Below are 23,820 nucleotides of genomic sequence, written 5' to 3'. Positions count from 1 at the left end.
TAATCATAAGAACGATGTCGCGAGTGTGAAACAAAAACCCGGCAGATGCCGGGTTTTTTCTTAGAACTGCGTCTGGCGTTAAAATTAACGCAGCAGGGACAGCATCGCCTGTGGAACCTGGTTTGCCTGAGACAGCACGGAAGTCCCCGCCTGCTGCAGGATCTGCGCGCGGCTCATGTTGGAAACTTCGGTCGCGTAGTCAGCATCCTGAATACGGGACTGTGCGGCAGACAGGTTGGTGATGGAGTTGTTCAGGTTGTTGATAGTAGACTCGAAGCGGTTCTGCAGCGCACCCAGGTTAGAACGTGCGTTGTTCACTGCGGTCAGAGCGGTATCAACAGCTTTAGTTACATCGCTTGCGCCACCGGAGGTAGCAATATTAACGGTACCGGTCAGAACGGTGCCAGAAGCCAGGCCGCTTGCGCTGGCGTTGATCAGGGAGTCGCTACCGATAGAGATACGGTCGTTAGCCGAGGTGTTTGCGCCAACCTGAATGCTCACGCCGCCGGTTGCAGAACCGTCCAGCAGGTTTTTGCCGTTGAAGTTAGCGGAGCCAGAGATACGGTTGATTTCCTGCAGACGCTGGTTGATTTCCGTGTTGATGGAATCCAGGTCGCTCTGCTGGTTCGTGCCGTTCGCTGCTTTAACAGACAGTTCACGGATACGCTGTAAGTTGGTGTTGATTTCGTTCAGGTTACCTTCGGTAGTCTGAATCAGGGAGATACCGTCGTTGGTGTTGCTGGAAGCCTGAGTCATCCCTTTGATCTGAGCGGTCATACGGTTGGCAATCGCCTGGCCTGCTGCATCATCTTTAGCGCTGTTGATTTTCAGACCGGAAGACAGACGCTCGATAGCAGTACCCAGTGCAGACTGAGATTTGTTCAGGTTGTTCTGAGTGCTCAGGGACAGCAGGTTAGTATTGATAACTGACATAGTTTTAATTCCTTAAAAATTTGGGGTTTAGGTTCGGTGCCTAACACTCACGGCGTCTCTCACCGTCAACAAGGTTATCGACGTCCTCTGTTCCAACTTTAGAATTAATCATAAAAAAATTTCAACACAATGATTTTAAAGGAATTAAAACTTCAAAGAACGACTTTATCAACAAGGTACTGTGTCGGACTAATATTAGAAACAGGATACGAACGGAACGTCTGTGACAATATATTTCGTCCGCCAGGGCAAGTAGACATATATTAAGGCAAGAAGATGACACAATCGCTTTATAAGCCTCAATCCCACCCGCCTATTCCGCTGATTATTTTTTTTATTTCACAGTAAACTTTTTCATCAGCTCGCCGATAACTGACTGAAACTACCCATCGACTTTGAGGAAGACATGTATGGCTGGAATCAGTAATCTCAACGCAGGGAACAGTCTGGGATTGTCCGATCTCTACGACAAATTGGAAGCTGCTGAAAAAACCAAACTGACCACAATTACCAATCAGCAAGCGACCTATAATGCCCAGTTGAGCGCTTATGGGAAACTGCAGAGTGCATTGCAAAGTCTGCAGACGGCGACCGCTGCACTGGGCAACAAAGACACCTGGAGCTCAACAACTGTCAGCAGCACCAATACAGCGTTTAACGTCACGACAGACAGTAGCGCTACGCCAGGCAACTTTATCGTCAACGTAAATCAGATTGCCAAAGCACAGGTGCTGACGTCCGGCAGCTACGCTACCGGGACCGAGCAGCTGGGCAGCACAACCGGCGGTACGCGCACGCTCACCATTACGCAACCGGGAACCACTACCCCGCTGACGGTAAACCTGGCCGATGGGGATACCTCCCTGAACGGGATTGCTGGTGCCATTAATAAGGCCAACGGCAACGTCACCGCGAGCGTGGTAAAAGCCAGCGACGGCGATTACCGCCTGATGCTGACCTCAAAAACCACGGGTCAGAACAGCGATATGACGGTCAAAGTGACCGGGGACGACACCCTTCAGGGCAAAATTGGCTACGACTCTACCAGCAAAACTGGCGCGCTAAACGTCTTAACCAATTCACAGAATGCCGTGGTAACGGTGAACAATATCAAGATTGAACGTCAGTCAAACACCATTTCTGACGCCTTCCCTGGTATGACCTTCACCCTGAAATCACAAAGTACTGCAGACGAAACGCTGACCGTTGATCGCGCAACAGACGCAAACAAAAAGGCCATCAATAACTGGGTCACCGCCTACAACGCGCTGCAGTCAACCATTACCAGCCTGACTAAGTACGTCAAGGTCGATCCGGGCAACGATCAGTCTTCCAACAACGGCGCGCTGCTGGGTGACAGTACCGTACGTTCGGTTCAGTCTCAGCTTCGCAGCCAGCTGACCAACGTACAAAGTGGCGCCATAGCTATCATGAGCCAGATTGGCGTGAACCAGGACACGATGACCGGCGCAGACGGCACGCTGGGCAACCTGAAAGTCGACGACGCGGCATTAACCAAAGCGCTGTCCGACAACCCTCAGGCGGTACAGGCCTATTTTATTGGTGACGGAAAAACCACCGGCTTTGCAACCCAAATGAATAACACGTTGACCGCCATGTTAAGCACCACGTCAGGCAGCAGCGGCGTTATCCAGAACGCAAAAGACGGGATCAACAGTACGCTGAAAACCCTGAGCGACAACTACGACAAAATGTCGGCCTCGATTGATGCCACCATGGCTCGCTACAAGGCTCAGTTCACCAGTCTTAACACGTTGGTCAACCAGCTGAACAACACGTCAAGCTACCTGACTCAACAATTTAATAAGAGCAGCTAAGGAGCTGGTATGTATAGCAACTCTGGTGTTCAGGCTTACCAAAGCGTAGGGCTTGAAACGGCGGTCTTGAGCGCCAGTCCACATCAACTGGTGGTCATTCTTTTTGATGGGGCACTCAGTGCCCTGATCAGGGCACGCCTCTTTATTGAGCAAAATGAGACCGCTGCCAAAGGGCAGGCCATCACCAGGGCAATTAACATTATTGATAATGGGCTAAAGGCTGGGCTTAACATGGAAGTGGGTGGTGAACTTCCGCACAACCTCTCGGCGCTTTATGAGTATATGGTTCAACGCCTGCTGCAGGCGAACCTCTATAACGACATCAGCATCATCAATGAAGTTGAGGCGTTGCTGAACAATATTGCGAGTGCCTGGAAGCAAATTGGCCCTGGAACCTCACCCACGCAGGATTCTTTCTGATGAATGATTTCATCTCATCCCTTAATCACTGGCAGGCGCTTCAGGCGCTAAGTTACACGATGCTCAACCTGGCTCACTCCGGGAAATGGGATGAGCTGATCGAACAGGAAATTAAGTACATTACGCTGGTGGAGGAGATTGCCCGTCATCCTCTTTCTCCGGGTAATACTTATTATCAGGATAAGGCTAAAGAGATCCTCGCCAGCATTCTGGCGAATGAAGCCGAGCTAAAGGTTCTCCTGAAGGGACGAATGGAAGAATTACGCGAGTTGATAGACCAATCCGGAAGGCAAAAATCACTGACCAGTGCCTATGGAGAACTCTCCGGGAATGTTCTTTTCCCGCTGGATTTTAATCAATAGACTACGTTTTTGATGATTTGCACCATACTCCAGAGGTCAGCTAAATGACTTCTGGAGCACGGACGAGATGACAAACCCCACCCTATTACAGTTTTTCCACTGGTATTCCCCCGGCGACGGTAAGCTTTGGTCAGAAGTGGCAAACCGGGCAACCAGCCTCAGCGACATCGGCATCAATATGGTTTGGCTCCCTCCCGCTTATAAAGGAAGCGCGGGCGGCTATTCGGTTGGCTACGACTGTTATGATCTTTTTGACCTGGGCGAATTTGACCAAAAAGGCAGCGTGGCCACCAAATACGGCGATAAAGCCCAGCTGCTGTCGGCCATTCAGGCCCTGCGGGAGAACAATATCGCGGTACTGCTGGACGTCGTGGTGAATCACAAAATGGGCGCTGACGAAAAGGAGAAGATTCGCGTCAACCGCGTCAACGAAGAGAACCGAAACGAGATCTCATCAGAGGTCATCGAATGCGAGGCCTGGACACGCTACACCTTCCCCGCACGGGCCGGACAATACTCGCAGTTTATCTGGGATTACAAATGCTTTAGCGGCGTCGACCATATTGAAAATCCCGATGAAGACGGCATCTTTAAAATCATCAATGATTACACCGGCGAAGGCTGGAACGACCAGGTTGACGACGAGCTCGGCAACTTTGACTACCTGATGGGCGAAAATATTGATTTTCGCAACCATGCGGTGACTGAAGAGCTGAAGTACTGGGCGCGCTGGGTTATGGAGCAAACCCATTGCAGCGGTTTCCGACTGGATGCGGTCAAACACATTCCCGCCTGGTTTTATAAAGAGTGGATTGAGCACGTGCAGCAGGTGGCGGAGGAGCCGCTGTTTATCGTCGCCGAATACTGGTCACATGAGGTGGACAAACTGCAGGAATACATTACCCAGGTTGAGGGCAAAACGATGCTGTTTGACGCCCCGCTGCAGATGAAATTCCACGAAGCATCAAGGCTTGGGCGTGACTATGACATGAGTCAGATCTTCACCGGCACGCTGGTTGAGGCCGATCCGTTCCACGCCGTCACGCTGGTGGCTAACCACGACACACAGCCGTTACAGGCGCTTGAAGCCCCCGTCGAGGCCTGGTTTAAACCGCTGGCCTATGCGCTAATCCTGCTGCGTGAAAACGGCGTTCCCTCGGTGTTCTACCCCGATCTCTTCGGTGCGAGCTACGACGATGAAGGCGGGGACGGCCAGAATTATCACATTGATATGCCGGTCATTGAACAACTGGATGACCTGATTCACGCCCGCGAGCGCTTCGCCCATGGTGTACAGACGCTGTGGTTCGATCATCCTAACTGCATCGCCTTTAGCCGCAGCGGTACTGCTGAGGCGCCGGGCTGTGTGGTCATCATGACTAACGGAGATGACGGCGAAAAAACGCTGACCTTAGGCGAAAACTTCGGTGAGAAAAGCTGGCGTGATTATCTCAGCAACCGCGAAGAGAGTGTTGTCACCGATTCAGCCGGCACCGCAACCTTTACCTGTAACGGCGGCAGCGTCAGCGTCTGGGTACTTGAGGATGTGCTGTAAATACCCCCTCACCCCGGCCCCTCGCCCGGAGGGAGAGCGGGTAATCAGGCCTTCGATAAATTCCCTCTCCACTTTGGGGAGAGGGTTAGGGTGAGGGGCGTTCTTCTCTTACTCTTTGGTTAACTTACTGTCCAAAGGGTGTTTGGCGAGGAAATCAGCGCACTCCGTCGTCAAACGATCAACACGCTTTAACGTCATTCCAGCGTACTCCAGCGTATCGCCGTTACGCCCAATAGCATAAATTTCACGCTTAACGGTTACGTTGCGCAGGTCGCCAGACAGATGCGTCAGTTTTCCTGGAACCGCAATCACCCGCTGCCACTGGCGACAGTCAAGCGTATCGCCTTCCGCCGTCACCACCAGCGAGGCAATCGCCTCCGGGCTAACCAACTCGCTCTGTGGGCCGGTTGACTGCCAGAAACCTGCCAGACCAGCAGGCGCTTCGGTGCGCACGACCTGCCCATAATCTCTAACCTCGACGCAGCCACTCAGTGCTACCAGCGCTGCCAAAAGTAAAACCTTCTTCATCGTCTATCCTGACTGCGGAGAAAAAATAATTTTGGCATTAAAGCCCTGCCCTCGCCAGCTATTCCTCCCGGGGTATGAAAATTGATCCAGATTGTTTTTTCATCTTTTCAGCCTGTTAAGCTAAAAAGATGGGCGTATGATTGCGCCTTCTTCTGCCCATAGCGGCACGTTCTTCTGAGTTCAGAGGCGAAAACCATGACCTGGCACTCCTTTAAACAGCAATACCTGGTAACCTTCTGGAAACCAATGCCCGCCGTGATTGCGGCCGGGATCCTCTCCACCTACTACTTCGGCATTACCGGCACGTTCTGGGCCGTCACCGGGGAATTCACCCGCTGGGGCGGCCAGCTCCTCCAGCTAATGGGCGTTCACGCCGAAGAATGGGGTTACTACAAGCTGATTCATCTCGACGGCAGCCCACTGACCCGCATCGATGGCATGATGATTATCGGCATGTTCGGCGGCTGCTTCGCCGCGGCGCTGTGGGCCAATAATGTAAAACTGCGCCTACCGCAGCACCGCATTCGCATCCTTCAGGCCGTACTTGGCGGCATTATTGCAGGCTTTGGTGCAAGGCTTGCGATGGGCTGTAACCTCGCGGCTTTCTTTACCGGGATCCCTCAGTTCTCACTGCACGCCTGGTTCTTCGCCCTTGCGACCGCCATCGGTTGCTGGTTTGGCGCGCGCTTCACGCTGCTGCCGATGTTCCGCATTCCGGTCAAGCTGCAAAAAGTCTCCGCCGCCTCCCCGCTCACGCAGCAGCCAGGACGGGCTAAGCGCCGCTTCCGCATCGGAATGCTGGTGTTTATCGGCATGCTCGGCTGGGCGGGCCTCACCGCCATAAACCAGCCGAAACTCGGCCTCGCCATGCTGTTTGGCGTCGGCTTTGGGCTACTCATTGAACGCGCCCAAATTTGTTTCACCTCGGCCTTCCGCGATATGTGGATAACCGGACGAACCCACATGGCCAAAGCCATTATTCTGGGGATGGCGGTCAGCGCCATCGGCATTTTCAGCTATGTGCAGCTTGGCGTGGAAGCCAAAATCATGTGGGCAGGGCCGAACGCGGTTATCGGCGGCCTGCTGTTTGGCTTTGGCATCGTGCTGGCAGGCGGGTGTGAAACCGGCTGGATGTACCGCGCGGTTGAAGGTCAGGTGCATTACTGGTGGGTTGGTCTCGGCAACGTTATCGGCTCAACGCTGCTGGCCTGGTTCTGGGATGATATCTCCCCTGCGCTGGCGACCCGCTGGGATAAAATAAACCTGCTGAATATCTTTGGCCCGCTCGGTGGGCTGCTGGTCACCTATCTGATGCTGCTGGCCGCTTATCTGCTGATTGTCGGCTGGGAAAAACGCTTCTTCCGCCGTAAAAACCAGGCCATTAACGCCACAACAGGAGAAATCGTATGAGCCAGAATATCGTCCCTGACTACCGCCTGGACATGGTGGGGGAGCCCTGCCCTTACCCGGCCGTCGCCACGCTTGAGGCGATGCCTCAGCTGAAAAAAGGCGAGATTCTGGAAGTGGTGAGCGACTGCCCGCAGTCTATCAATAACATCCCGCTGGACGCCAAAAACCACGGTTATACGGTGCTGGATATTCAGCAGGATGGCCCCACTATTCGCTACCTTATCCAGCGTTAATCATCCAATCGGGGGGCAAATTAATGCCCCTCCCATGGAGGATAAACGGCCGTTTTATTAGCTCACCGGCTTCAGCCACGCGCCCGAGTCCAACAGGAAACGTTCCGCGCTGGCAATCTTCTCCACCGCCCTCTCACCGTGTTTAGCCACCAGCATGGCCAGCAAACATTCAGCAATGCCCATCGCCGACACCACGGAAGGAAAGAACGACGGGCTATGCGCGGAGAAATAAAGCGTACTGGCGGCATGTTCTGCAAGTGGAGAAAGCGGGGAATCCGTCAACGCCACAATTTTGCTACCCGCCTGTCGTGCGGCACCCAGCACATCAAGCGACTCACGAGAATAAGGGGCAAACCCTATCATTAATACCACATCTTTTGGCGTCAGCTCACGGGTGAAAATCTCGTAGTTACTCGCCTGGCCGTCGATAAGCGACACGTTCTTATTAAACAGGCGATAGATATAAAACAGCGTGTAGGCCACCGAATAGCTGGCGCGGAAACCACAAACATAAACATGTTCGGCCGCATCCAACACTTCCACCGCTTTTCCAATCGTTTGTTGGTTTTCCGCCTCGGTATGGGACAGGTTGACCGCATGGGCATCAAACACTTCCTGATAGAGCGAAGCCGTGCTGCCCTTATCCACCAGCTTTTCCGCTCTGGCCTGATGTGTTTCATGACTCAGCCCAAGCTGCTGGATAAAAGCGGCTTTAAATTCCCGCCAGCCCACATACCCGAGACGCTGGGCCAAACGCAGTAGCGTTGCCGGCTTGACCCCAATGCGGGACGCAAAAGCACGCATCGACAACGCAACCAGGTCCCTGGTGTTGTGCAACGTTAAATCGGCAGCACGCTGCAGCTCGGGCGTTAATACATCGTAATTGTTTTCTATCGTCTGTTGCGGGGTCATAGGCTGATAAGATGCTCCCAGTTTTGACCGGAAATCCCTTCCGGTATCTTAACGGTATCATCCTGATTTTGCAGTGAGATTGCTTTCGTCGTCAAACAAATGCGCGCATCATGCTGATGTTACTGGCAAAAACGATACTTCGCTCAACAAACGGAGATATATGTCTCAAAGATCCGTGAGAGCCAGAACATCAGACCCGCACATATTCCCATGATCAGGCACGTTGACAGAATAAACATGAAATAGGATCGCATCGCCACTCTCTATAAATAAAGCCTGCTCAGAGGCTTTATCCGTTTATATCACCACTGATAAGCAGCACCTGCGCCTATAACAAAATTCTGCTGCGAATCATCCGATACAGAAGCTTTGATGATCGTGCTTTCCGTAGCACGAGCGGAGAAACCAACGGCCATAGCGCTTTCACCATCTGTTGTACCCGCCCCTGCGCCTACGGAGAAAGTGGCCCCCTGAGTGACTTGTGGGATATTAGCCATCGCAGCAACGCCTGCAATACCCGCGGAAGCTCTCTGACGATTCTCATCCACCTGGCTTTTAAGTCTGGAAAAACTGTTGCTGTTAACAGCCTGGGTTTCAAGGGCATTAATTCGCGACTCATGATTAGCCAGCTCGGCCGTATGGGCTGCTACAGCTTGATTTGTTTTCTCCAGCGCCATTTTATTGGTTTCGGCGTTGGCGATTGCGGCATCGGCCCTGGAGCGAGCATAGGTGCCTGTATTTTTTGCTACCTGTACATCTGAGTGCATGAATGTCATCGCGTTTTGATTCGCACTGACGTCTGAGCCAAGCGATTTCATCGCGTTTTGATTCGCGCTGACGTCTGAGCCAAGCGTGTTAATCGCGCTTTTATTCGCACTGACGTCTGAGCTCAGCGATTTCATCGCGCTTTGATTCGCGCTGACGTCTGAGCCAAGCGTGTTAATCGCGCTTTTATTCGCGCTGACGTCTGAGCCCAGCGTGTTAATCGCGCTTTTATTCGCGCTGACGTCTGAGTCCAGCGTGTTAATCGCGCTTTTATTCGCGCCGAAGCCTGAGCCCAGCGTGTTAATCGCTCTTTTATTCGCGCTTAAGCCTGAGTTCAGCGAGGTAATCGCGCTTTTATTCGCGCTGACGTCTGAGCCCAGCGTGTTAATCGCACTTTTATTCGCGCTGACGTCTGAGTCCAGCGTGTTAATCGCATTTTGATTCGCGCTTAAGCCTGAGTTCAGCGAGGTAATCGCATTTTGATTCGCGCTTAAGCCTGAGTTCAGCGAGGTAATCGCATTTTGGTTCGTGCTAATATCCGCCTTTGTTGCAAGCAACCCTGCCGCATTTCTTTTTACATCAATATTAAATTGTTCAAGACTATAGATACCAGGCCCCCCCGCCACAGTATTTCCATCGAGAGTATCTGCGACTAAAGTGAAATTACCATTATTGCCCTGTATTTCATAAGAAGTTTCGTTAGCATAGGAAAGATGGCTAATAAAAACACCAATAACTAACGCCAAAGTTGCCTTTTTCATACTAAAAACCTACTATATATTTGCTTGTGAAGATTTAGTAAAATCCGATCAAATTGATAGTTAACCGGCTGCAACCGGTTAACTATCGCCTTCAGTCCTTTTTATCAATCACCACCAGATCTCGCCAATTAATAAAAAAGCCATCAATAATTTCATATGAAATTAATAATCCAATTCTCACACCTCTCTAAAAAACAAAAAAACACCACAAGGGTAACACCTTGAAGTAATACGCCTTTTATTAAGGCGCTTTAGTTTATTTAATTATTATAATCAACAGATTTCATCTGCGAACAACTATCTCGCAGTAACAAAATGAAATAGTAATATCGTGTGATAATTGATGCGCTGAATATGCATTGCAAGAAGGGAAAGAAATTTGATCTACATCATGCAGTTTAGCGTTTATTTAACTTTAAGCAGGAATATTCTTAATGAGTTTCATATGAAACGAGGAGTTGTTAATTTAATATTATTGAAAGGTTTTGTTGTAGGCCATAAATGAAATTGAAATAAGAATGATTATTACATTTAATCGTTTTACCAGAATCAAGTAAAAGGCCTTTCACCAGGCCTTTCACTCGCCATGCGCTACACCTGCATGTTCATGATTTCCTGGTAGGCGGAAACCAGCTTATTACGAACCTGCACGCCCATTGCCAGAGAAACGGAAGATTTCTGCAGATCGACCATCACATCATTCAGCGCCACGCCGGGGGTACCCAGAGAAAATTTCTCTGCCTGAGTACGCGCGGTAGTAGAAGTTTCACTGATGCGACCTAAAGCGGCCTGCAGCTCACCGGCAAAACTTACCGTCGGCGCAGCGGCAGCCGATGCCGCGGGATTGGTCGCCGACAGCGCGGTCGCCTGAAGTTGTTGCAATACGCCTTCGATACCCTGAATAGCCATTTTTTAGCCCCATTTGTGTTAAGCGAATGAAGATTACCACCTTGTCAATAGGATAAAGGCGCTAAATAGACGTAAAAAATAGAGCTAATTCAGCCATCGAAATTTCCCGAAACGAAAATAATGACACTGCCATCCATATGGAACTTTTGTCGTGTTTGTCGACCCGGGAGTCTGTCTTGTTCACTCTTTACTCAGAATATTTTGTCAACGCTAAGCCGCGAGGTGTGGAATGACCACTGCTGCTCAGGCACAAACGCCGCAAAACAAGACTCTTGAGTGGTTGAATCGCCTTCGTGCAAATCCAAGAATCCCGCTGATGATGGGCGGAGCCGCCGCCGTCGCCGTGCTGGTGGCCCTGGTACTGTGGGCAAAATCTCCGGATTACCGTGTGCTTTACAGCAATCTCGCCGATCAGGACGGTGGCGCGATTGTGACTCAGCTTCAGCAAATGAATATCCCCTACCGCTTCTCCGATAACGGTAGCGCCATTATGGTGCCGGCAGATAATGTCTATGACCTGCGCCTGCGCCTGGCTCAGCAGGGCCTGCCAAAAGGCGGGGCCGTGGGCTTCGAGCTTCTGGATCAGGAAAAGTTTGGTATCAGCCAGTTTAGCGAGCAGGTTAACTACCAGCGCGCACTTGAAGGCGAACTGGCCCGCACTATTGAAACACTCGGTCCGGTGAAAAGCGCCCGCGTTCACCTTGCTATGCCAAAACCTTCGCTGTTTGTTCGTGAACAAAAATCGCCTTCCGCTTCCGTTACCCTCAGCCTTGCGCCTGGCCGCGCGCTGGATGAAGGGCAGATCAACGCCGTTGTGCATATGGTTTCCAGCGCCGTCGCTGGTTTACCGCCGGGTAACGTCACGCTGGTCGATCAGGGGGGGCATCTGCTGACCCAGTCCAATACCGCAGGACGCGACCTTAACGACGCGCAGCTGAAGTACGCAAACGACGTAGAGAGCCGCTACCAGCGCCGCATTGAATCGATCCTCGGCCCGATTGTCGGCAACGGTAACGTTCACGCCCAGGTCACCGCCCAGATTGATTTCGCCAATAAAGAGCAGACCGAAGAGCAGTATCGCCCGAACGGCGATCCCGCGCAGACGGCCATTCGTTCCCGTCAGCTGAACCAGACGTCTCAGGTTAACGGCCAGTTCCCTGGCGGCGTGCCGGGCGCGCTATCCAACCAGCCTGCGCCAGCGAACACGGCGCCGATTTCCACGCCGCCGCAGAACAACCCAAACGGCCAGGCTAATAACGGCCAGCAGAACCAGACCAGCACCTCCGGCCAGAACGGCAGCAGCAACACCTCACGTGACGAAACCACCAACTATGAAGTGGACCGCACCATTCGTCATACCAAGCTGAACGTCGGCGATATTCAGCGCCTGTCCGTCGCGGTGGTCGTTAACTACCGTGCGCTTGCCGACGGCAAGCCGCTGCCGCTGACGGCCGACCAGATGAAGCAGATAGAGAACCTGACGCGTGAAGCGATGGGCTATTCAGAAACCCGTGGTGACACCCTGAACGTGGTCAACTCGCCGTTCACCGCCACCGATGACGACAGCGGCAGCAGCCTGCCATTCTGGAAGTCCCCGGCCTTCTTCGACATGCTGCTCTCCGCGGGGCGCTGGCTGATTGTGCTGATTGTTGCCTGGCTGTTGTGGCGTAAAGCGATTCGTCCGCAGCTGACTCGCCGCGCGGAAATCCTGAAAGCCGCTAACGAGGCTAAGCAGAGCGTGAAAGCCGAAGAAGAAGCCGTGGCCGTTACGCTTAGCCGTGACGAGCAACAGCAGCAGCGCAAAGCTAACCAGCGCCTGAGCGCCGAAGTCATGAGTCAGCGAATTCGTGATATGTCCGATAACGATCCTCGCGTAGTTGCGCTGGTGATCCGCCAATGGATGAGTACTGAAATATGAGTATGACCGGAACCGAAAAGAGCGCCATCCTGCTGATGACCATTGGCGAAGACCGCGCCGCTGAGGTGTTCAAGCACCTCAGCCCGCGTGAAGTGCAGCATTTAAGTGCGGCGATGGCAAACACCCATCAGATCTCTAACAAAGTCCTGACCGAAGTGCTGGCGGAATTTGAACAGGAAGCCGAACAGTTCGCGGCGCTGAGCATCAACGCCAACGACTACCTGCGTACCGTATTGATCAAAGCGCTGGGCGAAGAACGCGCCTCCAGCCTGCTGGAAGATATTCTCGAAACGCGCGACACCACGAGCGGCATCGAAACGCTCAACTTTATGGAGCCGCAGAGCGCCGCGGATCTTATTCGCGACGAACACCCGCAGATCATCGCCACCATTCTGGTTCACCTCAAGCGTGGCCAGGCGGCGGATATTCTGGCGCTGTTCGACGAGCGTCTGCGCAACGACGTAATGCTGCGTATCGCCACCTTTGGCGGCGTCCAGCCTGCCGCGCTGGCAGAGCTGACCGAAGTGCTGAACAACCTGCTCGACGGCCAGAATCTCAAGCGGAGCAAAATGGGCGGCGTAAGAACCGCAGCGGAAATTATCAACCTGATGAAAACCCAGCAGGAAGAAGCCGTTATTACCGCCGTGCGCGACTTCGACGGCGAGCTGGCGCAGAAAATCATCGACGAGATGTTCCTGTTCGAAAACCTCGTTGCCGTGGACGACCGCAGCATTCAGCGTCTTCTACAGGAAGTGGAGTCCGAGTCCCTGCTGATTGCCCTCAAAGGCGCAGAGCAGGCGCTGCGCGAGAAGTTCCTGCGCAACATGTCCCAGCGCGCTGCGGATATCCTGCGCGACGACCTTGCCAACCGTGGCCCGGTGCGTCTGTCGCAGGTCGAGAACGAACAGAAAGCCATCCTGCTTATCGTACGCCGCCTGGCCGAAACCGGCGAGATGGTAATCGGCACCAGCGAGGATACCTATGTCTAATTCGCTGCCATGGAAACGCTGGACGCCTGACGACCTGGCCTTCCCGACGCCGGTTTTCGAAGAGATAGTGATGCCGGAAGCCAGTTCGGAGCAGGAAGAACAAGAAAGCGAGCCGGACCTTCAGCAAACGCTGGCGATGATGCAGGCGCAGGCTCGGGAACAAGGCCACAGCGCGGGCTTTGCCGCCGGACACGATCAGGGCGTAGAAGAAGGCCGCAAGGCAGGGTTCCAACAGGGGCTTGAGCAAGGCATCAACGAAGCCCGCCAGCAGCAGGCGCCGGTTCACGCACGTATGCAGCAGCTGGTCAGCGAGTTTCAGTACACGCTGGACGCGCTGGATAGCGTTATCGCCTCCCGCCTGATGCAGATGGCGCTGGAAGCGGCACGCCAGGTCATCGGCCAGACGCCAGCCGTTGATAACAACGCGCTGATCAAACAGATTCAGGGGCTGCTGATGCAGGAGCCGCTGTTCAGCGGCAAACCACAGCTTCGCGTACACCCGGATGACTTGCAGCGGGTAGAAGAGATGCTGGGCGCCACGCTAAGCCTGCACGGCTGGCGTCTTCGTGGTGACCCAAGCCTGCATCAGGGCGGCTGCAAAGTCTCCGCCGATGAAGGCGATCTCGACGCCAGCGTGGCGACCCGCTGGCAAGAGCTTTGCCGCCTGGCAGCCCCGGGAGTCCTCTGATGACCGCCCGCCTCACCCGTTGGCTGAACACGCTCGATAATTTTGAAGCGCGGATGGTAGAACTGCCGTCCGTGCGCCGCTACGGCCGCCTGACCCGCGCCACCGGGCTGGTGCTGGAAGCCACCGGCCTGCAGCTGCCTCTGGGGGCAACCTGCATCATTGAGCAGCACGACCGTGAAGTCGAATGTGAAGTGGTCGGCTTTAACGGCCACAAGCTGTTTCTGATGCCGCTGGAGGAAGTCGAAGGTATTCTGCCCGGCGCCCGAGTTTATGCCCGTTCGGCAACGGCGGAAGGCCTGCATAGCGGTAAAAAATTGCCGCTTGGCCCGGCACTGCTGGGCCGCGTGCTTGACGGCAGCGGCCGCCCGCTCGACGGCCTGCCTTCTCCGGATTCCGACCTGATGGGCGCGCTGGGTGCAGCACCGTTTAACCCGCTCCAGCGTACGGCGATTGAACATGTCCTCGACGTTGGCGTACGCCCGATTAACGCCCTGCTCACCGTAGGTCGTGGCCAGCGTATGGGCCTCTTCGCAGGCTCTGGCGTCGGTAAAAGCGTCCTGCTCGGCATGATGGCGCGTTACACCCAGGCCGACGTCATTGTCGTGGGCCTGATCGGCGAGCGCGGGCGCGAAGTAAAAGACTTTATCGAAAACATTCTCGGTGCCGAAGGCCGTGCGCGCTCGGTAGTGATTGCCGCTCCGGCGGACGTTTCTCCGCTACTGCGTATGCAGGGTGCCGCTTACGCAACGCGTATTGCAGAAGACTTCCGCGACCGCGGTCAGCACGTGCTGCTGATCATGGACTCACTGACCCGTTACGCAATGGCGCAGCGTGAAATTGCTCTCGCCATCGGTGAGCCACCGGCCACCAAAGGCTACCCGCCTTCAGTGTTCGCCAAGCTTCCGGCGCTGGTTGAGCGCGCGGGCAACGGCATTCACGGCGGCGGCTCGATTACCGCTTTTTATACCGTACTCACCGAAGGCGACGATCAGCAGGACCCGATTGCCGACTCCGCACGAGCCATTCTTGACGGCCACATTGTGCTGTCGCGCCGCCTGGCAGAAGCGGGCCACTACCCGGCCATCGACATCGAAGCGTCTATCAGCCGAGCCATGACATCGTTGATTACCGAGCAGCATTACGCCCGGGTACGTCGTTTCAAACAGCTGTTATCCAGCTTCCAGCGCAACCGTGATTTGGTCAGCGTGGGGGCTTACGCCAAAGGCAGCGATCCGATGCTCGATAAAGCCATTGAACTGTGGCCGCATCTGGAAGCATTCCTGCAGCAAGGCATTTTTGAACGTTCAAGCTGGGAAGAAGCCTGCTTCGCACTGGAGGCGCTCTTCCCGACGGTTTGATAAGAGGTGACCATGAACCAAAACAGCGCACTGGATACTTTGCGTGAACTCGCCGCCCAGGAAGTAGAGAAAGCAGCGATTCGTTTAGGTGAGATGCGCCGGGGCTGCCAGCAAGCGGAAGAGCAGCTCAACATGCTGATCAACTATCAGTTTGAGTACAGCAACAGCCTGAATAACAACATGAGTCAGGGTATTGCCAGCACGCGCTGGCAAAACTACCAGCAGTTTATACGCACGCTGGAAAAAGCCATCGACCAGCATCGTCAGCAGTTGATGCAGTGGACCAATAAAGTCGACCAGGCATTGAGTTTCTGGCAGGAAAAACAAAAGCGCCTGCAGGCATGGCAAACCCTGCAGGACAGAAAGGCAGCGGAGCTGTTGCTCGCGGAGAACAGGCTCGATCAGAAACAGATGGATGAATACGCCCAGCGGGCCACATTGAGGAAAGGCGAATGATCACATTGCCACAAATTCTGTTAAACAACGGGGCCGATACCGCTGCGACCGGGGATGTAAAAGGTGCGGATGGCAAAGGCTTCAGCGAAGGCTTTTTGGATCTTCTTAGCAAAGCGCTGCCGGGCAAAGTCGAGCTGGAAGACGGCAAATCTCTGCCTTTGGGCGCGGCCTTAAGCAAAGTCGCCGCCACTAACGCAGCCAAAGGCGACGCCAAAGACGGCCAGGCGGTGCTGAATGAATTGCTTAATACGCCGGAGCAGCCCGAGGCACTCTCCACCCTGCTCGCCTCCATTGGCAAAATCGACGCGGGCAACAAGCCAGACCTGGCGGACAAAGACGCCAAAAGCGACAAGCCGCTGAGCGACGCCGAGCTGCAAACGCTAAGCGCATTGTTTGCCATGCTGCCGCAGCCGGTCACCGCCACGCAGCCCGTGACGCTGAATAAAACCGGCACTGATTCCTCACCGTTATCTGCCCTCAGCACGGCAAGCAATGCCGCAGGTAAAAGCGCGCCAGACAGTCTGTTGACTGCCGACGGCAATGCGAAAAAAGCAGCGCCAGCGGCCTCTACTACACTTGTCGATAGCAAGATAGCCCCCGCAGCGGTCGCCCAACAGCACGTTGACGATAAAGCTCAACTGGCAGCCAACAACAGCGGTGGCGACAGCCGCGACATCCCTGCGCCACAGGTGAACAATACCGCTCCGGTCACCGCTCAGATGACGCCCGCTATTAGCAGCGTGACCGTTGCCGCCCCAACCACAACGCACATCGCTACCCCAACGGCACCAACGATCAGCGCCCAGTTGGGAAGCCACGAATGGCAACAGCAGATATCTCAGAACGTGACGTTGTTTACCCGTCAGGGCCAGCATAGCGCCGAGCTGAGATTGCATCCGGAAGATCTCGGTCAGGTGCAAATTAGTCTAAAACTAGAAGATAACCAGGCGCAGCTACAGATGATGTCGCCCCACGGCCACGTGCGTGCCGCGCTGGAAGCCGCGCTCCCCACGCTCCGTACCGCACTTGCGGAGAGCGGTATCCAGCTTGGCCAGAGCAACATCAGCAGCGAAAGCTTTGCCCAGCAGCAATCCGGACAGCAGCAACAGCAGCAAAGCGCCCGCAGCGGAGAGCGTTTCTCTCTTAGCGGCAGCGATGCCGAACCGCTGCCGGTGGCCGATAGTCTGCAGCGTCTGGCAAGCAGCAACGGCGCCGTGGACATTTTTGCCTGAGCCCCCTTTACGGGTAAACGCCAGAGCTAGCGACAATAAACGTGTGTTTTCCGGGCTTTGACCGCCCGCAGACACGGGATAATTGCTTTTCAGCAGTACCGATACAGGAATAAAGCGTTCAATGACTGATACCGCTATCACGAAAGGCCGTAAGCGCGCCATCTGGGTGCCGATACTGGTTCTTATCACACTCGCCGCGTGCGCGACCGCAGGCTATAGCTACTGGCGCATGCAGCAAACGCCAGCCACTGCCCAGGCCAAAGCGCCTGAGCCACCGCCTGCGCCTGTGTTCTTCGCTCTGGATACCTTTACCGTCAATCTGGGTGATGCGGATCGCGTCCTGTACATCGGCGTGACGCTGCGATTAAAAGATGAAGCGACTCGCCAGCGCCTGAGCGAATTCCTGCCGGAAGTCCGCAGCCGTCTGCTGCTGCTGTTCTCTCGTCAGGATGCAAACCAGCTGGCAACCGATGCCGGTAAGCAGAAGCTGGTGGAAGCGATTAAAACTACTCTGGCACCCCCTTTGGTAGCCGGGCAACCTCAACAGGTAGTCAGCGACGTGCTGTATACCGCCTTTATTTTGCGGTAACTCCATGGGCGACAGTATTCTTTCTCAGGCCGAAATCGATGCGCTGTTAAACGGCGACAGTGAGAATAACGACGAGCCGAAGGCAAGGGCGACGGGCGAAAGCGATATTCGTCCCTATGACCCGAACACCCAGCGCCGCGTCGTGCGCGAGCGTCTACAGGCGCTGGAAATCATCAACGAGCGTTTTTCTCGTCAGTTCCGTATGGGGCTGTTTAACCTGCTGCGCCGTAGCCCGGATATTACCGTCGGGGCAATCCGCATTCAGCCGTATCATGAGTTTGCCCGCAACCTGCCGGTGCCGACCAACCTGAACCTGATCCACCTGAAGCCGCTGCGCGGTACCGGCCTATTCGTCTTTTCGCCTAGCCTGGTATTTATTGCGGTAGATAACCTGTTCGGCGGTGACGGGCGCTTCCCGACCAAAGTGGAAGGCCGCGAGTTCACCCACACCGAGCAGCGCGTCATTAACCGCATGCTAAAGCTGGCCCTGGAATCCTATAGCGACGCGTGGAAGGCGATTTATCCGCTGGACGTGGAATACGTTCGTTCGGAAATGCAGGTCAAGTTTACCAATATTACCACGTCGCCTAACGACATCGTGGTTAACACCCCGTTCCACGTCGAAATTGGCAACCTGACCGGTGAGTTCAACATCTGTCTGCCGTTCAGCATGATTGAGCCGCTGCGCGAGCTGCTGGTGAATCCTCCGCTGGAGAATTCACGTCAGGAAGATCAAAGCTGGCGCGACACCCTGGTGCGTCAGGTGCAGCATTCCGAGCTGGAGTTGGTGGCGAACTTCGCCGATATCCCGCTGCGGTTGTCCCAAATCCTAAAACTGAAACCTGGCGATGTGCTGCCCATCGAAAAGCCAGATCGTATTATCGCGCATGTCGACGGCGTGCCGGTATTGACCAGCCAGTACGGCACGGTCAACGGCCAGTATGCCCTGCGCGTCGAACATTTGATCAACCCGATATTGAATTCGCTGAATGAGGAACAGCCCAAATGAGTGATATTAATCAACCGTCCGATGACAATGCAGGCTCAGTGGACGATCTGTGGGCTGATGCGTTAAACGAGCAGAAAAGTTCCGGAAAAAGCGCCGCGGACAACGTATTCCGTGCGCTGGAAGGCAATGATATCGCCGGTAACGTGCAGGATATCGACCTGATTATGGATATTCCGGTCAAGCTGACCGTCGAGCTGGGCCGCACCCGCATGACCATCAAAGAGCTGCTGCGCCTGACGCAGGGTTCCGTGGTTGCGCTGGATGGTCTGGCCGGCGAGCCGCTGGATATTCTGATCAACGGTTACCTGATTGCCCAGGGTGAAGTGGTGGTGGTGGCCGACAAATACGGCGTGCGTATTACCGACATCATTACCCCATCAGAACGTATGCGTCGCCTGAGCCGCTAAATGAAAACCCAGGCCACCGTTGCCCAACCGACCGTTAACGCCAGCTCGCCTCTTGTCCAGGTGAGCGGGGCGTTAGCCGGGATCGTTATTTTTATTCTGGTGGCCGCCTGGCTGGCAAAACGCTTTGGGTTTACCGGCGCAGGCGTCGGCGCAAAAAAGTCGCTGAACATTAGCGCCAGCGTAAGCGTAGGCCCGCGCGAGCGCGTGGTGGTGGTAGATGTTGAGGATGCGCGTCTGGTTCTCGGCATTACCTCCGCCCAAATCACCCATTTGCATACGCTACCGCCTGCGTCCGCGCCAGACGTCACTGAAAAAGCGCCCGCCCCTGCCGATTTCCAGAAATTGATGAAGAACCTGCTTAAACGTAACGGGAAAGATTGATGAAACGTTTGCTGCCGCTCTCGTTACTTAGCGCATTATTGCTGATCCCTGCCGCCGCCTTTGCACAATTACCTGGCCTGATAAGCCAGCCCCTCGCTAACGGCGGGCAGAGCTGGTCGCTGCCGGTGCAAACGCTGGTCTTTATTACTTCATTAACCTTCCTGCCGGCCATTTTGCTGATGATGACCAGCTTTACGCGCATCATCATCGTCTTTGGCCTGCTGCGAAACGCCCTCGGTACGCCTTCTGCACCACCGAATCAGGTGATGGTCGGCCTGGCGCTGTTTCTGACCTTTTTTATTATGTCGCCGGTGTTCGACAAAATTTATACCGACGCTTACCAGCCTTTCAGCGAAGATAAAATCTCAATGGACGTGGCTATTGATAAAGGCGCTCAGCCGCTGCGGGAGTTTATGCTGCGCCAGACGCGCGAAGCCGACCTTGCGCTGTTTGCTCGCCTTGCCAATACCCAGCCGCTGCAGGGGCCGGAAGCCGTTCCTATGCGCATCCTGCTGCCTGCTTACGTCACCAGCGAGTTGAAGACGGCGTTCCAGATTGGCTTTACTGTCTTTATTCCGTTCCTGATTATTGACCTCGTTATTGCCAGCGTACTGATGGCGCTCGGGATGATGATGGTTCCCCCCGCGACCATTGCCCTGCCCTTCAAGCTGATGCTTTTCGTGCTGGTAGACGGCTGGCAGCTGTTAGTGGGTTCATTAGCACAAAGCTTTTACAGCTAGCGGAGAAAGTGAATGACGCCAGAATCGGTCATGATGATGGGCACCGAAGCGATGAAGGTCGCCCTTGCCCTTGCGGCCCCTCTGCTACTGGTCGCGCTGATAAGCGGCCTGATTATCAGCCTGCTGCAGGCGGCAACGCAGATTAACGAAATGACGCTGTCGTTCATTCCCAAGATTCTGGCCGTGTTCGTCACCATGGTCATTGCCGGGCCGTGGATGCTCAATTTGCTGCTTGATTACATGCGTTCTTTACTGACCAATCTACCGAATACCATTGGATGATCCACGTTGACAGCAACCAGTGGCTTGACTGGCTAAGCCTCTATTTCTGGCCACTGCTGCGGGTGCTGGCGCTAATTATGACGGCCCCTATTCTGAACGAGCGCACGATTCCCAAACGGGTAAAAGTGGCGCTTGGGCTCATGATAACCTTCACCATCGCGCCTTCGCTGCCGTTAACCGGCGTGACGATTTTTTCCGCCGCTGGCTTTTGGCTGGCAATACAACAAATTCTTATCGGTGTGGCCCTGGGCTTTACCATGCAGTTTGCCTTTTCCGCCGTGCGTACCGCCGGCGAAATTGTTGGCCTGCAGATGGGGTTGTCCTTTGCCACTTTCTTTGACCCGGGTAGCCGCCTTAACATGCCGGTGCTGGCACGCTTCCTTGATATTCTGGCGATGCTGCTGTTTCTCACTTTTAACGGCCACTTATGGCTTATTTCGATGCTGGTCGATACTTTTCATACGCTGCCCATCGGCGGCCACCCTATCAACAGCAATGCGTTTATGGCGCTGACGCGGGCGGGCGGACTCATCTTCCTGAACGGCCTGATGCTGGCACTGCCTTTGATCACTTTGTTACTCACGCTTAACATCGCGCTTGGCCTGCTAAACCGAATGGCACCGCAGCTATCCGTATTTGTTATCGGTTTTCCGGTAACCTTGTCGATCGGTATGCTAATTCTTATGGCACTCATGCCGCTTATCGCCCCTTTCACCGAGCATTTATTCGGCGAGATTTTTGATCTGCTTGCAGATATAGTCAGCGAAATCCCCACAAATTAATAACCATACCTTTTATGATACCTCTTTGAGGATATTCCTAAAAATAATTTCAAATATCATTCGCCAGGATATATCTGGCGCGGAATATATGATTTTACCTGGTTCACAATACACAACATTCACTTTACTTTAAGAACATTCCTGGCAAATTATAGGCAACTTTACGGGATAGTGATTTCGCCTTTTAAATTATTAATAATGGGTTACCCCAAATAATTCGAACTGCGGAAAATGCGGCGGTCTGGCTTTGCCTGGGACTGACACGGTCAATCACTGGTTAAACCAGTACGGCTTTCAATCTGCGCTCCGGGCTATTACGGGTATAACGCGCTTAGTGAGGGTTTGCTATGTCAACGATTATTATGGACTTATGCAGCTATACCCGGCTGGGGCTTGTCGGCTACTTAGCCAGCCGCGGGGTTAGAAAACGGCATATTACGGATGTAGAGACGGTGGAACAGCTGGCACAGGCATGCCGGGTGCAGGCACCCAGCGTGGTGTTTATTAATGAAGACTGTTTTATTCATGACCCGCAAAGTAGTCAGCAAATAAAGCAGATCATTAATCAACACCCAGGTACGCTCTTTTTAGTCTTTATGGCTATTGCCAATATTCATTTTGATGAATATCTGCTGGTCAGAGAAAATCTCCTGATCAGCTCAAAATCCATCAAGCCTGAATCTTTAGACGATATTTTAGCGGAATACTTAGCAAAAAATGCACAATGTATTGGACATATTAATTTGCCCACGCTTTCGCTAAGTCGCACAGAGTCCAGCATGCTGAAAATGTGGATGTCAGGACAGGGAACGATTCAAATCTCCGATCAAATGAACATCAAAGCAAAAACCGTTTCATCGCATAAAGGGAATATTAAACGCAAAATCAAGACCCACAACAAACAGGTGATATATCATGTAGTGCGCCTTACCGATAACGTCACCAACGGTATTTTTGTCAATCTTCGGTAGTTTTTTTACTTGCGTCCCGTCCCCTACGCCTTTTTGGCCGTGGTATTTAATCTCTGACGGCTGTCAGAGATTAAATACAAGCTCAACGACACCCACAACCGTAACAAAACCGCAACCTTTGCAAAAAAAAGCAGAAAAATCTCACTAAACTTACTCCGTACATTTATACATGGAGAGATTTGTCGCTATGGTAGCCGTTATTATTCTTGGCATTTTCATTATCAGCGTCTTCTACGCCCACTCCCGCGGCGTCGAAAAACAAAAGTTTTCACGCCAGCTTTTTGACCACTCGACCTTTATGGCTCCGGTCAATATGTTCATGACGCGTTTCTCGCGCCTGCCGCCTGAACAGCCTTATTTCCCGACCAGTGACTTCCCGGAACTACAAAAGCTGACGGATAACTGGGAAGTCATTCGTGAAGAAGCGCTGCGCCTGCAGGGTCATATCAAAGCGGCAGAAAGCCACAACGATGCCGGTTTTAACACCTTCTTTAAGCGTGGATGGAAACGCTTTTATCTTAAGTGGTATAGCGATGCGCACCCTTCCGCGCACGAGCTTTGTCCAGTCACGACAAAGCTGGTCAGTGAGATCCCTTCCGTGAAAGCGGCAATGTTTGCCGAATTACCGGCGGGCGCTTATCTGGGTAAGCACCGCGATCCCTATGCCGGATCGGTGCGTTACCACCTGGGCCTGGCCACGCCAAACGACGATCGTTGCTTTATTGAGGTCGATCGGCAACGCCATAGCTGGCGTGACGGCGAGGCGGTTATTTTTGATGAAACCTATGTGCACTGGGCCGAAAATAAGAGCGAACAGACCCGAATCATTCTGTTCTGCGATATTGAGCGGCCGATGAAATGGCGCTGGGCGCAGGCCGTGAACCATTGGGTAGGCACCACCCTGATGTCTGCCGCCAGCTCGCCAAACAGCGACAGCGACCGTACCGGCGCCCTGAACCGCGTATTTAAGTACGTTCACGCGCTGCGCGACAGCGGGCAAAATCTGAAGAAACGCAATCGGAAGGTGTATTACGCGATGAAGTATTCGGCGATCACGCTGATTTTTGCGGCGATTATCGTACCAAGCGTGGTGTAGCGGGTTTTCCCCTCCCCCTTCGAGCGAGAGGTTCAGACCACCAAAACCTACTCTTCCTTCTCCACGAAAATCCCGTCCGGATGTCCTGATTCATTAAAGAACCAAATACCCAGCGGGTAATCTTCCAGCGCGACTAAATACATTGTCCCTTCGTTAAAGGGTTCAACTGCCAGCACGGTGCCGGGGCGGCGCGGGCCACCATCGGTCTTTACGGTTACCCGGTCATTGATTTTCATCGTTATTTCCTCCAGATACATTGCTTGCCATTGTAGATCAAAAACCCTTTCAGCGCCCTC

Annotated in this window: 27 protein-coding genes; 21 read left to right on the top strand and 6 right to left on the bottom strand. The window is 53.7% G+C overall.

Annotated features, from left to right (window positions below):
* Positions 1–84 precede the first annotated feature (84 nt).
* A complete protein-coding gene (locus tag VGM55_RS06790; RefSeq protein ID WP_154186536.1) occupies positions 85–933 on the bottom strand; it encodes a flagellin in 849 nt (282 codons plus the stop codon).
* Between the two features lie 410 nt (positions 934–1,343).
* Between VGM55_RS06790 and fliD the strand changes: the two genes are divergently transcribed.
* The 4 genes from fliD (at position 1,344) to amyA (ending at position 5,108) form a co-directional block, all read left to right on the top strand.
* Positions 1,344–2,771: a flagellar filament capping protein FliD gene (fliD, locus tag VGM55_RS06785; RefSeq protein WP_154186534.1), complete on the top strand. Its 1,428-nt coding sequence runs from the start codon at positions 1,344–1,346 to the stop codon at positions 2,769–2,771.
* Between the two features lie 9 nt (positions 2,772–2,780).
* Entirely contained in the window at positions 2,781–3,191 is a 411-nt protein-coding gene (gene fliS / locus VGM55_RS06780; protein ID WP_331635062.1) for a flagellar export chaperone FliS, read from the top strand.
* Entirely contained in the window at positions 3,191–3,553 is a 363-nt protein-coding gene (fliT, locus tag VGM55_RS06775) for a flagella biosynthesis regulatory protein FliT (protein WP_154186530.1), read from the top strand. Before fliS ends, fliT begins: the two co-directional genes overlap by 1 nt.
* Before the next feature lie 67 nt (positions 3,554–3,620).
* A complete protein-coding gene (gene amyA, locus VGM55_RS06770; protein ID WP_154186528.1) occupies positions 3,621–5,108 on the top strand; it encodes an alpha-amylase in 1,488 nt (495 codons plus the stop codon).
* 108 nt (positions 5,109–5,216) lie between these two features.
* Here amyA and yedD read toward each other — a convergent pair whose 3' ends face one another.
* Entirely contained in the window at positions 5,217–5,636 is a 420-nt protein-coding gene (yedD, locus tag VGM55_RS06765) for a lipoprotein YedD (protein WP_154186526.1), read from the bottom strand.
* Between the two features lie 195 nt (positions 5,637–5,831).
* Here yedD and yedE point away from each other — a divergent pair, with 195 nt between their 5' ends.
* Positions 5,832–7,046, top strand: a complete 1,215-nt coding sequence (gene yedE, locus VGM55_RS06760; RefSeq protein WP_154186524.1) for a selenium metabolism membrane protein YedE/FdhT — start codon at positions 5,832–5,834, stop codon at positions 7,044–7,046.
* Positions 7,043–7,279, top strand: a complete 237-nt coding sequence (gene yedF / locus VGM55_RS06755) for a sulfurtransferase-like selenium metabolism protein YedF (RefSeq protein ID WP_016537040.1) — start codon at positions 7,043–7,045, stop codon at positions 7,277–7,279. Before yedE ends, yedF begins: the two co-directional genes overlap by 4 nt.
* A 57-nt stretch (positions 7,280–7,336) precedes the next feature.
* Here the strand turns inward: yedF and VGM55_RS06750 are convergent, their stop codons facing one another.
* From VGM55_RS06750 to fliE, 3 genes are all read right to left on the bottom strand, one after another.
* Positions 7,337–8,191: a MurR/RpiR family transcriptional regulator gene (locus tag VGM55_RS06750; RefSeq protein ID WP_154186522.1), complete on the bottom strand. Its 855-nt coding sequence runs from the start codon at positions 8,189–8,191 to the stop codon at positions 7,337–7,339.
* A 302-nt stretch (positions 8,192–8,493) separates the two neighbouring features.
* Positions 8,494–9,717, bottom strand: coding sequence for a YadA-like family protein (locus VGM55_RS06745; RefSeq protein WP_331635060.1), 1,224 nt, complete (start codon positions 9,715–9,717; stop codon positions 8,494–8,496).
* A gap of 591 nt (positions 9,718–10,308) precedes the next feature.
* Entirely contained in the window at positions 10,309–10,626 is a 318-nt protein-coding gene (gene fliE / locus VGM55_RS06740; protein ID WP_154186518.1) for a flagellar hook-basal body complex protein FliE, read from the bottom strand.
* A gap of 229 nt (positions 10,627–10,855) precedes the next feature.
* Between fliE and fliF the strand changes: the two genes are divergently transcribed.
* The 15 genes from fliF (at position 10,856) to lpxO (ending at position 23,524) form a co-directional block, all read left to right on the top strand.
* Complete coding sequence (gene fliF, locus VGM55_RS06735) at positions 10,856–12,544, top strand: flagellar basal-body MS-ring/collar protein FliF (RefSeq protein WP_154186516.1); 1,689 nt, start codon at positions 10,856–10,858, stop codon at positions 12,542–12,544.
* Positions 12,541–13,533, top strand: a complete 993-nt coding sequence (fliG, locus tag VGM55_RS06730; RefSeq protein WP_038481620.1) for a flagellar motor switch protein FliG — start codon at positions 12,541–12,543, stop codon at positions 13,531–13,533. Before fliF ends, fliG begins: the two co-directional genes overlap by 4 nt.
* Positions 13,526–14,221 (top strand): flagellar assembly protein FliH, encoded by a 696-nt coding sequence (gene fliH, locus VGM55_RS06725; RefSeq protein WP_154186514.1) that lies wholly within the window; start codon positions 13,526–13,528, stop codon positions 14,219–14,221. The genes fliG and fliH overlap by 8 nt, the downstream gene beginning before the upstream one ends.
* Positions 14,221–15,579 carry a flagellar protein export ATPase FliI gene (fliI, locus tag VGM55_RS06720; RefSeq protein WP_154186512.1) on the top strand — a complete coding sequence of 453 codons (1,359 nt, stop codon included), beginning with the start codon at positions 14,221–14,223 and terminating at the stop codon, positions 15,577–15,579. Before fliH ends, fliI begins: the two co-directional genes overlap by 1 nt.
* 12 nt (positions 15,580–15,591) lie before the next feature.
* Positions 15,592–16,035, top strand: a complete 444-nt coding sequence (fliJ, locus tag VGM55_RS06715; protein WP_154186510.1) for a flagellar export protein FliJ — start codon at positions 15,592–15,594, stop codon at positions 16,033–16,035.
* Positions 16,032–17,267, top strand: coding sequence for a flagellar hook-length control protein FliK (locus VGM55_RS06710; RefSeq protein ID WP_331635059.1), 1,236 nt, complete (start codon positions 16,032–16,034; stop codon positions 17,265–17,267). Before fliJ ends, VGM55_RS06710 begins: the two co-directional genes overlap by 4 nt.
* A gap of 121 nt (positions 17,268–17,388) precedes the next feature.
* Positions 17,389–17,856: a flagellar basal body-associated protein FliL gene (gene fliL / locus VGM55_RS06705; protein WP_038481606.1), complete on the top strand. Its 468-nt coding sequence runs from the start codon at positions 17,389–17,391 to the stop codon at positions 17,854–17,856.
* Between the two features lie 4 nt (positions 17,857–17,860).
* On the top strand, positions 17,861–18,865 hold the full coding sequence (gene fliM / locus VGM55_RS06700; RefSeq protein ID WP_154186506.1) for a flagellar motor switch protein FliM: 1,005 nt from the start codon (positions 17,861–17,863) through the stop codon (positions 18,863–18,865).
* Complete coding sequence (gene fliN, locus VGM55_RS06695) at positions 18,862–19,272, top strand: flagellar motor switch protein FliN (RefSeq protein ID WP_154186504.1); 411 nt, start codon at positions 18,862–18,864, stop codon at positions 19,270–19,272. The genes fliM and fliN overlap by 4 nt, the downstream gene beginning before the upstream one ends.
* Positions 19,273–19,653: a flagellar biosynthetic protein FliO gene (gene fliO / locus VGM55_RS06690; RefSeq protein WP_331635058.1), complete on the top strand. Its 381-nt coding sequence runs from the start codon at positions 19,273–19,275 to the stop codon at positions 19,651–19,653.
* Positions 19,653–20,393 (top strand): flagellar type III secretion system pore protein FliP, encoded by a 741-nt coding sequence (gene fliP / locus VGM55_RS06685; RefSeq protein WP_154186500.1) that lies wholly within the window; start codon positions 19,653–19,655, stop codon positions 20,391–20,393. Before fliO ends, fliP begins: the two co-directional genes overlap by 1 nt.
* Before the next feature lie 12 nt (positions 20,394–20,405).
* Positions 20,406–20,675, top strand: coding sequence for a flagellar biosynthesis protein FliQ (gene fliQ / locus VGM55_RS06680; protein ID WP_154186498.1), 270 nt, complete (start codon positions 20,406–20,408; stop codon positions 20,673–20,675).
* On the top strand, positions 20,672–21,457 hold the full coding sequence (gene fliR, locus VGM55_RS06675) for a flagellar biosynthetic protein FliR (RefSeq protein WP_154186497.1): 786 nt from the start codon (positions 20,672–20,674) through the stop codon (positions 21,455–21,457). The genes fliQ and fliR overlap by 4 nt, the downstream gene beginning before the upstream one ends.
* A gap of 347 nt (positions 21,458–21,804) precedes the next feature.
* Positions 21,805–22,428 carry a transcriptional regulator RcsA gene (gene rcsA / locus VGM55_RS06670; protein ID WP_154186495.1) on the top strand — a complete coding sequence of 208 codons (624 nt, stop codon included), beginning with the start codon at positions 21,805–21,807 and terminating at the stop codon, positions 22,426–22,428.
* A gap of 187 nt (positions 22,429–22,615) precedes the next feature.
* Complete coding sequence (gene lpxO / locus VGM55_RS06665; RefSeq protein ID WP_045783013.1) at positions 22,616–23,524, top strand: lipid A hydroxylase LpxO; 909 nt, start codon at positions 22,616–22,618, stop codon at positions 23,522–23,524.
* A 47-nt stretch (positions 23,525–23,571) separates the two neighbouring features.
* On the opposite strand, the gene dsrB is transcribed toward lpxO, so the two are convergent.
* Positions 23,572–23,760, bottom strand: a complete 189-nt coding sequence (gene dsrB, locus VGM55_RS06660) for a protein DsrB (protein WP_331635056.1) — start codon at positions 23,758–23,760, stop codon at positions 23,572–23,574.
* Between the last annotated feature and the right edge of the window lie 60 nt (positions 23,761–23,820).

Origin of the sequence: Cedecea sp., assembly GCF_036500665.1 — a bacterium.
In the GTDB taxonomy this organism is placed as follows: Bacteria; Pseudomonadota; Gammaproteobacteria; order Enterobacterales; family Enterobacteriaceae; genus Cedecea.
This window is presented reverse-complemented; position numbering and strand designations above follow the sequence as displayed.